This is a genomic window from Streptococcus sp. 21.1, assembly GCF_016648635.1.
In the GTDB taxonomy this organism is placed as follows: Bacteria; Bacillota; Bacilli; order Lactobacillales; family Streptococcaceae; genus Streptococcus.
This window is the reverse complement of record NZ_JACLQL010000012.1, coordinates 19,682-32,899: the sequence shown is the minus strand read 5'-3', so window position 1 is coordinate 32,899 and position 13,218 is coordinate 19,682. Positions and strand designations below refer to the sequence as shown.

General features: G+C 39.2%; 8 protein-coding genes and 1 pseudogene. 8 read left to right on the top strand and 1 reads right to left on the bottom strand.

From position 1 onward, the window contains the following. Positions 1-187 precede the first annotated feature (187 nt). The 8 genes and pseudogenes from H7U01_RS08575 to H7U01_RS08540 all read left to right on the top strand — a co-directional run bounded on the left by H7U01_RS08575 (position 188) and on the right by H7U01_RS08540 (position 11,659). The gene (locus H7U01_RS08575; protein WP_048790826.1) at positions 188-2,173 is read left to right on the top strand and encodes a KxYKxGKxW signal peptide domain-containing protein; all 1,986 of its coding nucleotides are present in this window, start codon (positions 188-190) and stop codon (positions 2,171-2,173) included. Positions 2,174-3,062: 889 nt separating this feature from the next. Next, a complete protein-coding gene (locus H7U01_RS08570) occupies positions 3,063-7,802 on the top strand; it encodes a glycoside hydrolase family 70 protein (protein ID WP_201041450.1) in 4,740 nt (1,579 codons plus the stop codon). A gap of 273 nt (positions 7,803-8,075) precedes the next feature. Continuing rightward, positions 8,076-8,402, top strand: a complete 327-nt coding sequence (locus H7U01_RS08565; protein WP_021146107.1) for a bacteriocin immunity protein — start codon at positions 8,076-8,078, stop codon at positions 8,400-8,402. Between the two features lie 161 nt (positions 8,403-8,563). Further along, positions 8,564-8,954 (top strand): annotated as a pseudogene (locus tag H7U01_RS08560) (transposase); the annotation flags it as partial. A 437-nt stretch (positions 8,955-9,391) separates the two neighbouring features. Then, positions 9,392-9,796, top strand: a complete 405-nt coding sequence (locus tag H7U01_RS08555; RefSeq protein WP_045772275.1) for an NUDIX hydrolase — start codon at positions 9,392-9,394, stop codon at positions 9,794-9,796. A gap of 286 nt (positions 9,797-10,082) precedes the next feature. After that, the gene (locus H7U01_RS08550; protein ID WP_073689739.1) at positions 10,083-10,829 is read left to right on the top strand and encodes a YhfC family glutamic-type intramembrane protease; all 747 of its coding nucleotides are present in this window, start codon (positions 10,083-10,085) and stop codon (positions 10,827-10,829) included. Further along, positions 10,807-11,082 carry an autorepressor SdpR family transcription factor gene (locus H7U01_RS08545; RefSeq protein WP_022496791.1) on the top strand — a complete coding sequence of 92 codons (276 nt, stop codon included), beginning with the start codon at positions 10,807-10,809 and terminating at the stop codon, positions 11,080-11,082. The genes H7U01_RS08550 and H7U01_RS08545 overlap by 23 nt, the downstream gene beginning before the upstream one ends. Next, entirely contained in the window at positions 11,072-11,659 is a 588-nt protein-coding gene (locus tag H7U01_RS08540) for a DUF1648 domain-containing protein (RefSeq protein WP_201041449.1), read from the top strand. Before H7U01_RS08545 ends, H7U01_RS08540 begins: the two co-directional genes overlap by 11 nt. Before the next feature lie 13 nt (positions 11,660-11,672). Here the strand turns inward: H7U01_RS08540 and H7U01_RS08535 are convergent, their stop codons facing one another. After that, positions 11,673-12,710: a S66 peptidase family protein gene (locus H7U01_RS08535; protein WP_201041448.1), complete on the bottom strand. Its 1,038-nt coding sequence runs from the start codon at positions 12,708-12,710 to the stop codon at positions 11,673-11,675. Positions 12,711-13,218 lie beyond the last annotated feature (508 nt).

Below are 13,218 nucleotides of genomic sequence, written 5' to 3'. Positions count from 1 at the left end.
CATATTTTTGGTAACGTTTTCTAACATATAAAAGCTATTGGTATCTATCTTAGGCTTGTTTTTTTAAATGGATTATGGGCAGAAGGTTAGTCTTATGAGATTAGGGTTATGTATCTGTAATTGTATTCGTTTCCAAAATCCCTTAACATAGTATAGAGAAATAAAGTTATATTGAAAGGTGTATGTTATGGAAAAGAAAGTTGGATTTAAGTTGCACAAGGTCAAGAAAAACTGGGTGACTATTGGAGTTAGTACGCTGTCGATGGTTGCACTTGCGGGTGGAGCCCTTTTAGCGGACCAATCGGCACAAGCAGATGAAGTGTCACTTCCTAATGGTGACGGTTTTGAACAAACAGATGCAGGCATTGAGTCAAGTGCTTCATTGATTAATGAAAGCTATTCGCCAACCTTGACGGAAGATGCTGGCCATTTGTCAGCGGTGTCATCTAACTATGGCAGTCAAACAAGCTCAGGCTACGAGTCTTCATCATCTGTCTCAACAGGAGGCTCATCACAGACTGTGGTAGGTGGTGGATCTGGTCAAGTCAGCTCGTCACAATCTTCTCAAGTAGTAGGAACACAAACCTCTAATTCATCACAAACGGGTTCTGCTTACCAATCAAGTAGCAGTTCGGCATCAGTAAGTGCTAGTGCGTCAAGTTCTTCAAGCTCATCAAGTTCAGCTTGGTATTCTTACTCGTCTTCATCATCATGGTCATCATCATCGTCAGCTAGCGGTTTTGCGACAATTACGACAAGTTCGTCTGACTCAAACGGCATTCATTGGAATGGTGGTCGAAACACGACGATTACAATCACGGCTTCAGGTACTACGCCAAATGTGACTATTGTTTCGAATTCAAATAAACTGTTTCCAAACGTGACAGTAGGTCATTCAAATGGTTCAAATGCTAATGTCACTATCATTTCACAAGGAAATCAACAAAATAACTCAGGTTACCAAATCATCACAGGTGAGACTAAACCAAGTGTTGATTCGAACAATGCCAAGTCTTCATTTGTCCGTGTAGGCGAAAATCAATGGTATTATTACGACCAATATGGCCAAAAGGTCAAAGGTGAAAAGGTTATCGATGGTAAGGCTTATTACTTCCTTGAAAATGGTCTTCAAGCTCGTGACTCACTTGTTAAAGGTAGCGATGGCTACACTTATTATTACGATAAAAATGGTGTGAAAGCTATCAACGGTTTCTACGATTTTGCTGGTTATCGTAAGGATGTCCGCTATTTCGATTGTTATGGTCACATGGCTACTGGTCTTCTTGAAATGTGTGGCACAACCTTCTACTTTGATACACAAACAGGTATCCAAGCGAAAGACAAGTTTATTCGCTTCTCAGATGGCCGTATCCGTTACTTCATCCCTGATACTGGTAATATGGCTGTAAATACTTTTGTTCAAAATAAAGAAAACCAAGCTTGGTACTACCTAGATGAACATGGTTACGCTGTGACAGGAAAACGTATCATCAATGGTAAAGAATACTGCTTTGACTCAGAAGGCCGTCAAATCAAAGGTCAGATGATGCAACAAGGCAACAAGCAATACTACATTTCAGCTCAAACAGGTGAAATGGCTGTTTCACGCTTTATCTTTGAAAACAACAACTGGTATTATGCGGATGCTTTTGGTTGCCTCGTTCAAGGTGCAAAAGTGATTGATGGTAAACTCTATTACTTCAATAAAGATCACAGCCAATTAAAAGGTGGCTGGGCTGAAGGACGCTATTATGATGCCGTTACTGGCCAAGCAGTCATCAACCAATTCATTCAAATTGCGGCTAACCAATGGGCTTACCTTAACCAAGATGGTCACAAAGTGACAGGTCTTCAAAACATTAACAATAAAGTTTACTACTTTGGCAGCAATGGTGCTCAAGTCAAAGGTAAATTGCTCACTGTCCAAGGTAAGAAATGCTACTTTGATGCCCACACTGGTGAGCAAGTGGTGAACCGCTTTGTCGAAGCTGGACGTGGCTGCTGGTATTACTTCAACGCAGCAGGTCAAGCAGTGACTGGGAAACAGGTCATCAATGGCAAACACCTATACTTTGACGGTTCAGGTCGTCAAGTGAAAGGACGTTATGTCTATGTTGGTGGTAAACGCCTCTTCTGCGATGCCAAAACTGGTGAATTGAGACAGCGTCGCTAATTAATATGTACTTTAAAAAATCTAGAGCGAATTTTTCCTATTCCTATATAAATTACTATTATTATTTTCCTATCAGAACTCTAGATGCTTAATAGACAAAAAAGCCAGCATTAGCTGGTTTTTTGAGTGAAGATAAGGTTTTGCTGTTTGTTTAGGTGATTTTTCACGCTTAAATCCTAATAATTTTATCCCTCTCATATTCAAAAGAAGGAGCCATAGCCGTGTTATAATGGGTATTATAGTTGTATTTAGGAAAATAGAGTTAGGGGTAGTTATGGGGGACTATTTTCGTTAAACTCGAGGTGTAATTGACTTTCTAGAGGAGGAAAATCATGCTTATCTTAGCTTGGAGTATCATTGTCATATTATTTATCTTCATTTCGAATTACTACTTTTATAAAACAGATTTCAGACCACGAAAACCCCCATTACTCTATGCCATTATTGAAACCATAGGTGCCTTTTTCACTAGGTGGTAGTACATGGAAAATGAGTAAAAAATAGCAATCAAGCGTTTTGTGGACTACTAAATATGGAAAGCATCGCGACCTCCTAACCCATAAACCACGCATACTTTAGCAGGATTTTGCTAGTCCCCGTAACCAAGCCTTTATTTCATCTTAGAAATGAAGGTTTTTTTATTTAAAAATAAATTAATATTGTTGGATGATTCTATCGTCTAAAAAAGTCTTAGTCCTAACGATTTTAGCTGGTTTTATGTTATCCTTAGTGCATTTGTTCACAAGGTGTATTTATTAGGCAGATTATTAAAGGACGTTTTCTGAGAAAACGAAGGTAGATACATTAAACTGATATTACAGTTGTGTAATTGTATTCCCTTGTCAAATAGCTTATGATAGAAGTAATATAAGGGAAAAAGGTAAATATTATGGAACAAAAAGTACGCTTTAAAATGCATAAAGTGAAGAAGAATTGGGTGACTATTGGGGTGACAGCACTCTCAATGGTTACTGTTGCTGGTGGAACTTTGTTGGCGGATCAACAGGTTCAGGCCGATGAGCAAAATCCTGTGAATCAGTCGGGTGATAGCAGTCAAGATTTGCTTCGAGAAGCGCCTGCCACAACTAATGATGCAGCAACTACAGTAGCACCAACTATTTCAGCAGATGCTAATACTGCGAGCGTGGCTATTCCTGTCGCAGATGCGACTAGCACGACAACCGATGTTACAGATAGGGCAGCGGCACCTACTACAACTGCAACGACAGTTGATACTAACTCAGGTCAAGCTGCACCAAGTACAAATGTGCAAGCAGCTGCAGCTGATACGAGTGCTACAACGAAAGATACAAATAATGCGACTGCAACAGCTACTACAGACCGTGCAGCAACAACTGAGACGGCAAATACAGAAGCTCGTACACGTAGTCGTCGTGCCTTGGCAGAAACTCGTGAAGCCAATACCAATACAGCGACTGGTATCCAATGGATTAACGGCAAACAATACTATGTCAATAGTGACGGTAGTGTGCGTAAGAACTTCGTCTTTGAGCAAGATGGGAAGTCATATTACTTTGATGCTGAAACAGGGGCTCTTGCGACCAAGTCACAGGATGAATTTTCAACAGAACCTATCAAGGCAACTGTGGATTTTTCATCTGGAAATCAGCTCTACAAAAACGATAACAAATCTTTGGACCAACTCGACACCTTCATCACAGCAGATGCTTGGTACCGTCCAAAGAGTATTCTTAAGGATGGTAAGACTTGGACAGCTTCAACTGAAGCGGACAAACGTCCACTCTTGATGGTTTGGTGGCCTGACAAGTCAACTCAGGTTAACTACCTAAACTACATGCAAAATCAAGGTCTTGGTGCGGGATCATTTTCAACCAACTCTAGCCAGGAAAGTCTAAATCTAGCTGCTAAAGCTGTTCAGACTAAGATTGAAGAACGTATTGCGCGTGAAGGCAATACCAACTGGTTGCGTACAAGTATCGACCAGTTCATCAAGACTCAGCCAGGTTGGAATAGTAGCACTGAAAATAGTTCCTACGACCACTTGCAAGGTGGACAGTTGCTCTTTAACAACAGTAAGGGTGATACTGGTAACCGTACTAGCTACGCCAACTCTGACTATCGTTTGCTTAACCGCACACCGACTAATCAGACGGGTACACGTAAGTACTTCAAGGACAATTCTATCGGTGGTCTTGAGTTCTTGCTTGCCAACGATATTGATAACTCAAACCCAGCTGTTCAGGCGGAACAACTTAACTGGCTCCACTTTATGATGAATATCGGAAGTATCATGGCCAACGATCCAACAGCCAACTTTGACGGTTTGCGTGTCGATGCCTTGGACAATGTGGATGCCGACCTTCTCCAAATCGCTTCAGATTACTTCAAAGCAGCCTATGGTGTTGACAAGTCTGAAGCCAATGCGATCAAACACTTGTCATACTTGGAAGCGTGGTCTGCCAACGACCCATATTACAACAAGGACACTAAGGGGGCACAACTGCCGATTGATAATGCCCTTCGTAATGCTCTTACCAACCTTTTGATGCGTGATAAAAATACACGTATGCAGCTTGGGGACATGACTGCTTTTATGAATAGTAGTTTGAATCCACGAGGTGCTAACGATAAGAACGGTGAACGTATGGCCAACTATATTTTCACCCGTGCCCACGATACTGAAGCGCAAACCATTATCCAACGTATCATCCGTGATCGTATCAACCCAAGTCTGTTTGGTTACAATTTCACCCGTGATGAAATCAAGAAGGCCTTCGAGATTTACAATGCGGATATCAATACAGCTCACAAGACTTATGCGTCTTACAACTTGCCATCTGTCTATGCCCTCATGTTGACCAATAAGGACTCTGTAACACGTGTTTATTATGGAGACCTCTACCGTGAGGATGGTCACTACATGGCCAAGAAGACGCCTTACTTTGATGCCATCGATACCCTTTTGCGTGCCCGTATCAAGTATGTAGCTGGTGGTCAAGACATGGAAGTGAAGAAAGTCGGAAATGACGGCCTCTTGACATCAGTTCGTTATGGTAAAGGTGCCAATAACAGAACTGATTGGGGAACTGCTGAAACCCGTACGCAAGGGATGGGTGTCATCATGACCAACAACTATGATTTCCGATTGGGTAGCAATGAAACCGTAACGATGAACATGGGTAGAGCTCACCGTAATCAGCTTTATCGCCCATTACTTTTGACAACAAAAGATGGTATAGCAACCTACCTCAACGATTCTGATGTGCCTAAAAACCTTCTTAAACGTACCGACTGGAATGGGAACTTGACCTTCAATGCCAACGATATTTTTGGTGTGGAAAATGTGCAAGTATCAGGTTACCTCGGTGTCTGGGTACCAGTCGGGGCTAAGGCTAACCAAGACGCACGTACACAGCCAAGTAACCGTGCCAATAGAGATGGTCAAGTTTACAAGTCTTCAGCAGCCCTTGATTCGCAAGTCATGTATGAAGCCTTCTCAAACTTCCAAGCTTTTGCGGACGATCAGCCAGAACTCTATATGAACCGTGTCTTGGCTAAGAACACTAATTTGCTCAAAGCTTGGGGTGTTACGTCTGTTGGACTTCCACCACAGTACGTTTCAAGTAAGGATGGTACCTTCCTTGATTCAACAATTGACAATGGTTATGCCTTTGATGACCGTTATGACATGGCCTTGAGTCAAAATAACAAGTATGGCTCACTTGAGGACCTCCTTAATGTCCTTCGTGCTCTCCACAAAGATGGTATTCAAGCCATCGCTGACTGGGTGCCAGACCAAATTTATAACCTTCCAGGAAAAGAAGTAGTTAATGCCACACGTGTTAACGGCTACGGTTATCACCAACAAGGTTATCAAATTGTGGACCAAGCCTATGTGGCAAATACCCGCACAGATGGCACAGACTATCAAGGCAAGTACGGTGGTGCCTTCCTTGATGAGCTGAAAGCTAAGTACCCATCTATTTTCAACCGTGTGCAAATCTCAAATGGTAAGCAATTGCCTACGAATGAAAAGATTACCAAATGGTCTGCTAAGTACTTCAACGGAACTAACATCCTTGGACGAGGCATCAACTTTGTCCTTCGTGATGACAAGACCAACCAGTACTTTAATACTTCAGCCAACGGCCAACTCTTGCCAACACCACTTCGTGATACAGGTGCCATCACAAGCACTCAAGTCTTCCAACGTCGTGGACAAGATGTTTACTTCCTTCGTGATAATCAAGTCATCAAGAATGAATTTGTTCAAGACGGTAACGGTAACTGGTATTACTTCGGTGCTGACGGTAAGATGACCAAGGGTGCCCAAAACATCAATAGCAAGGATTACTATTTCTTTGATAATGGTGTTCAATTGCGTAATGCCCTTCGTCGTGCTAGCAACGGCTATACCTACTATTACGGTCTAGACGGTGCCATGGTTAAGAATGCCTTCGTTGATTTTGACGACAAGCGTAAGCAGGTGCGTGCCTTTACGACTCAAGGAACCATGGTAGTGGGTAACCTTCATTGGAGTGGCCACCATTTCTACTTTGACCGTGAAACTGGCATTCAGGCCAAGGATCGTATTGTCCGTACAGATGATGGCAAATTGCATTACTATGTTGCAGAAACTGGTGACATGGGACGCAATGTCTTTGCGACTGATAGCAGCACAGGTAAACGTTATTACTTTGACGCTGATGGTAACACTGTGACTGGTTCACGTGTCATTGATGGTAAGACTTATTACTTTAACCAAGATGGTAGTGTCGGTACGGCCTACAGCAACCGAGCTGATTCTATTATCTTTGAAAATGGTAAGGCTCGTTATATCACACCAGCAGGCGAAATCGGACGTAGCATCTTTGTCTACAATCCAGCGACTAAGGCTTGGAACTACTTTGATAAAGAGGGGAACCGTGTCACTGGACGTCAATACATTGATGGTCACCTCTATTACTTCAAGGAAGATGGTAGCCAAGCTAAGGGTGAAATTATCGAGGAAAACGGCATCAAGTATTACTATGAGCCAGATTCAGGTATTCTCGCTAGCGGACGCTACCTCCAAGTAGGTGATGACCAGTGGATGTACTTTAAACACGACGGTTCAATGGCTATCGGCCAAGTTCGTGCTGATCATGGATACCTTAAGTACTTTGATGAAAATGGTATCCAAGTCAAGGGGAAAACTGTTGTCGAAGATGGTAAGACTTATTACTATGATGCTCACAGTGGAGCTCTTGTAACAAGTAGCTTTGCTGAGATTGCACCAAACCAATGGTCTTATTTCAATACTGAAGGTCAAGCCCTTAAAGGCAGGTGGACTATCAATGGCAAGGAATACTACTTTGACCAAAATGGTATCCAATACAAGGGCAAAGCCGTTAAGGTCGGCAGTCGTTACAAGTACTATGACGAAAACGATGGCCAACCTGTAACCAACCGCTTCGCTCAAATCGAGCCTAATGTCTGGGCTTACTTTGGAGCAGATGGTTATGCAGTGACAGGGGAACAAGTCATCAATGGCCAACACCTTTACTTTGACCAATCAGGTCGCCAAGTTAAAGGAGCCTACGTCACAGTCAATGGCCAACGCCGTTACTACGATGCCAACACTGGCGAATATGTCCCAGGAAGATAAGTAGTAGTAGCCCCAGTGACTGCTCAGAGAACACACAGACGAGAATGAGGGAAAATTCTCAAGAAAAAAAGATCGTGAAAACGGTCTTTTTTTGTATCTCTATTTCGATTTTTTCGAAATAGTCTTGACAGTAGTCTATGAAAAGCGTAGAATCTTTTTCAAAAAAAGAAAATAGGTGTGCTCACCAAGATAGCATTTCTTTCCGAATTCGATGATAGTATAAATCAAATGTTTACCTTGAGAAAAGCAGGATCTATTTAGGGAGTGTTCTAGTTGACAAAAAGTGATAATATCCAAATTGAAGATATCTTAAACAATATCTATAATCTCATTTTAAATCCAGAAACAACTGAAGAAGAGAGAAACTTACTCGTAACGTTTAAAAACGAAATAGAAGTTGGAAAGAAGGACAATGGTGAACTTCTTGCAGAGTTACGCAGAGCTATTCAAGTTCTAGCTGTCGACAATCTTTCTAAAGGGATTTCACTGAGTTCAGGATTGAGTGAATTGAGTAAGACACTCACAGAATTCCAAAATGAATCAGAACGTAACGCTAATCTAGCAATAGGATTGTCATCAATCGCCATGTTTTTTAGATGATTTATCTGTTTGTGATGCTTAATAATTAAAATGACAAAAAAGATCAACTGAATTGAGCCAAATAAGTTGGATTCTGTTGATCTTTTGTAGTTCTAATCTTGAGTGTCTTGATACCCAATTTTCGATATTTAAGTAAAGGATGTAAGAATGACGTATAAACGCGATCTGATCGGGTAGTTATTCTGGGGCAAATTAAAATGATTTATCGTGCTGAAAATTTAGAAATATCAGTACAAGTTTTGGAGGACTTTATCGCTGAATGGAAGCCAAAGTATAGGAAAGTCATGGAAAGTCTGGAGAATACGGATAATCTTTTAACTTTTTATCAGTTTCCCTACCAGATTTGGCATAGCATTTATTCGACAAACCTCATTGAGTCTCTCAATAAAGAAATCAAACGTCAAACGAAAAAGAAGGTTCTTTTTTCCTAACGAGGAGGCTCTGGAACGTTATTTAGTTACACTGTTTGAAGATTATAATTTTAAGCAAAGTCAACGCATCCATAAAGGGTTTGGCCAATGTTCTGACACACTTGAAAGCTTATTTGATTAACACTCTGTAACTCTACTTGAGTGTTTACACATAATTATTGACACTATCTTTGATTGGTACATACTTAATTTTAAAGATTCCAGAATATTATTTTTGAAATTAAAATCTGCCCAAAATTCTAATCCTTCAATCATGATGGGAGATTTTAACATAAATAAATTAGAACTTTCATCTTGTTGAAGATAACCAGGTATTAGAAGAATATGACTGTATTGATAAAGTTAGGCAAACTAATTATTATTTTGATACTGAGGATTTTATCCTTACACAGGACAAATTGACTATGAAATTGAAATAGAGTTTACAACAAATACTCTACCATATGCTATAGATGTAATAGACACTTTACAATTAAAAGATAAAAAGTCTAATTATGGAAAGAAAAAACGATTATTAAGAAGTATCAATTACAGAACAAGAGAAAGGAAAGAAAATTAATGGAAAATAAATTAATAGCACATAGTTTGATAATGTTAAAAAATAAATATCTTGTAATAAAACGTAGTGATATTAAACGAGGAGAAAAAAATTATTATCCCTCTTATTGGGATATTCCAGGTGGGAGTGTAGAAGATGGGGAGCTTCCTAGACAAGCTGCAATCAGGGAGTGTCAAGAGGAAGTTGGCCTAGTTATTTCATTAGAAAACATTATTCATGAAGATAGTAATATAGATAATAATAAGATATTTACAAGACTTGTCTATAGTGCCAACTTACTTCAAAATGAAAATATCAATATTAAATTAGATCCAGAAGAACATGTGGAGTATAAGTGGATAAAAAATTTAGCTGATTTAGACGGGGAAAGTATAGTACCATACTTATATGATATTATGAAATAGTCATTTAGAAACGATAAAAATTGAAAGTAATTAAAGCAATGAATAAATGGTAGGATTGTCATCAATCGCCATGTTTTTTAGATGATTTATCTGTTTGTGATGCTTAATAATTAAAATGACAAAAAAGATCGTTTTCACGATTTTTTTTGTGATTCTATTTCGATTTTTTTCGAAATAGAATTGACTGTAGTCTATGAAAAGCGTATAATCTATTTCGAAAAGTATAGAAATAGGTATTCTCACCAAGATAGTATTCTTATTCCGTCTCAATGAAAGGATAAATCAAATGGAAACACTCCTTTTTATGACAATTCTTGCCATGTTAGTTATCGCCATCATAAGTTTTATCGTCCTGAGGAAAAGATGGAAGTTTTCGCTCAAGCTCTTTTTAGTGGGACTGATTGGCTTTGCCTTACCAGTCATGATGATTGAAGGACCTATCAATGCCTTGGTTTTATCTGGTTTTACTCACTCTTCTAAGTGGTTTACCATTGTTTATGGAGGACTTATGGCTGGTCTTGTTGAAGAAACAACACGCTATTTGGTTTTTAAGATTCTCGAAAAGAAAAGAAGTTTGATGACGTCTGATATTGTAGCTTACGGTTTTGGACATGGTCTTAGTGAATTTATCTTGCTTGGAGTGATGGGCTTACTCACTAACATCATTGTTTTACAGGCCGTCCATTCAGGTCAGGCCAGTCAGTTACCTTCATTTCTAGTAGGTCAGGTCAATCAATTAACAGGCTTTGCTGTTGTTATGTCTCTCTTTGAAAGACTAGTTGCCTTACTACTACAGGTCTTGCTTACAGCTTGGGATTTTCTAGCAGTCACTAAGCATAAGCTTTCATTCTATTTTGGGGCGATATTACTTCATGCTACCATCGATTTTTTGGCAGGTGCTTATCAACAAGGAATAGTTAGCAATCTCTTACTAATCGAAGCCATTTTAGCTATTTATGTGCTAGGTGTAGGACTCCTGACAAGCAGAATTTGGAAGAAGGAGGGAAGTCATGGGATTATCAGAAACACTTAAAGCTATCTCTGCCCCTGTGAGGAGAGAAATTTTAAACTATCTAAAGTCTGGGCCCAAGTCTGCAGGTGAAATCAGCCAGCAGTTTGACTTGGCTCCCGCAACAGTTTCTCATCATTTGTCTACCTTGCGAAAAGCAGGTCTTATTGAGGAAGAAAAGCAGAAGAATTTTATTTACTATAGTTTGAACTTGACCGTTTTTGAAGAAATTCTAACCTGGATTCAGTCACTTGGAGGAAAAGAAGATGAAAAATAATATGCAAAGAGTCATTGGTAATATAGTGATACTTACACCGGTTATTGTCGGACTAGTCTTTTACAAACAACTACCAAATCAGATTGCAATCCACTTTAATGTGGAAGAGCAAGCCAATGGTTTTATGAATCGCAATTTAGCAATTGTTGCACTTCCTTTTCTTACGTTAATCATGTATAATCTCTGTTTTTCATTCTTTAAACAAATAACGATCCCATTCTTAAAAGAGTTTATGCTATGGTTAGTCCCAATTTCTGCTGTGCTTATCCAAGGTCTTATATTGATTGTTGCCTTAGGAGGCCATATTCAAGTTCGATTGACTGTTATCTGGTTGGTGGCACTCATTTTTCTAGTGATTGGAAATTATCTTCCTAAAAGTATTGGCTTGGCCACAAAAAATCATAACCAGAGCAGTGAGTCAGTAGTGAGAAAGTTGGGATACCTAATGATTGGAATAAGTCTTACCTTGCTAATAAGTCTCTGCTTTAATCCCTATACTACAATTATGGTTTTGGGCATTTTTATAGTTCTTATCTTGAGTATCTTGTTACCCAATTTTCGCTATTTAAGAAAATAATGAGAAATTCATCTCAGCTTTCTTTGTGATAGTCAAAGCGAATGACTTGCTCCGTTGCATCTACATACGCGTGAACTCCAAAGGGAACAATTGCTCTTGGTGTGGCATGGCCGACATTCAGATTATAGACAATCGGGATATTGCTATCAATGATGTCCATTAAAGCCTCCTTATAGTCGTCATAGAAGGTTTCATCCATAGGTTTCCCGACCAAGAGTCCACTGATGACCTCAAATATCCTAGTTTCTTTTAAAGTTTGCAACATTTTTTTGAAATCATCAGGTTCAGGCTTTTCTTCACTTGTTTCTAGCAATAGAATCTTTCCTTCCCAGTCGGATAAGTCAGGGAAAAGTTTGTATTTTTGGCAGAGGTCTGTGCTATCTGCGTGTAGTGAGTTGTCAAAAATATCATAGAGAGACTCAAGACAACCACCGAGGATTTCTCCCTCAAACTGAGTATTGCCTTGTAACAAGTCAAAACCTGTATTTGCATGGCTGACACGAGGTGTTCCCAGAGCCTTGGGACTATAATCAGTCCGTTCCTCATACCAAACGTTACTAGGGCGGATTTCTGAGATTCTACCAGTCTCAATTAATTCTTTAAAGTAGTGAAAGCTATAGGGCAACATCTCCTTGTCTAATTCACAAATGTCTGCTAAAAAGGATTGGCCGTAAAAAGTCTTGATTCCTAGTTTATGCAACATGAGATGGTTCATAGTGGTATCCGAGAAGCCAAGAAAAATCTTTGGTTTGATAACCTTTTGTAGTTGGTCATTTTCAAAAAGATAAGGTAGCAAGCGATAGGTATCGTCTCCACCGATGGCGCATAAGATCATGTCGATGCTATCATCAGAAAAGGCCTGAATCAAATCCTCTACACGAGCTTCGGGATGTTCTTTGATAAAGTCTAAGCCTTTTAGTGAATGAGGTAAAAAGATAGGATTGAGTCCGAGGTCTTTGAGTCGTTGGACTCCCAAGTCCACTTCGTGTTTGACAAAGTCTTCACCGATAATTCCACTAGATAAGCTCACAATACCAATAGTAGAAGTCATATATTATCCTCCTAAAAATAAATTGATGCTATTGTATCATAAAGAATGATAGAAAAATATAAGGAATAGCGTTAGACATATGATTTTATGTCAATAAATCAATAGAAAAATAACTGTTCGATGTGCTTACTTCAGAATATAGGCAAGCCCTTTTAAAAGTTGGTTACCACGTAGTTAAATCTCTTAGGAATATTGATGTAATAGAATTTATAAGAGTTTTTCACTTTATACTCTAAAAGAAACAGATTGAAGAAAGTTGCCTAAAATGGACTTTTTCTTCAATCTGAAATAAGTAATCGTTTGATTACTTATTTTTATCTGTTTGTGCTAAATTTGGACCATTTGTGGCAGAAGGATATTTTTGTTCTTGAATTTGATATGCTAGATGTGTATAATGATGTCACATCTAGCTATTAAAAGAGGTCGTTGCTCATTACAAAACAAACAATTAACCAATTTAATTCACTTGCTCGACCTAATCTTGCTACAGGTTATAGGAGGTAATCTA

Coding starts and splice junctions, on each gene's coding strand:
- H7U01_RS08550 (WP_073689739.1), top strand. CDS start 10,083: ATGGAAACACTCCTTTTTATGACAATTCTTGCCATGTTAGTTATCGCC.
- H7U01_RS08535 (WP_201041448.1), bottom strand. CDS start 12,710: ATGACTTCTACTATTGGTATTGTGAGCTTATCTAGTGGAATTATCGGT.
- H7U01_RS08540 (WP_201041449.1), top strand. CDS start 11,072: ATGAAAAATAATATGCAAAGAGTCATTGGTAATATAGTGATACTTACA.
- H7U01_RS08545 (WP_022496791.1), top strand. CDS start 10,807: ATGGGATTATCAGAAACACTTAAAGCTATCTCTGCCCCTGTGAGGAGA.
- H7U01_RS08570 (WP_201041450.1), top strand. CDS start 3,063: ATGGAACAAAAAGTACGCTTTAAAATGCATAAAGTGAAGAAGAATTGG.
- H7U01_RS08555 (WP_045772275.1), top strand. CDS start 9,392: ATGGAAAATAAATTAATAGCACATAGTTTGATAATGTTAAAAAATAAA.
- H7U01_RS08575 (WP_048790826.1), top strand. CDS start 188: ATGGAAAAGAAAGTTGGATTTAAGTTGCACAAGGTCAAGAAAAACTGG.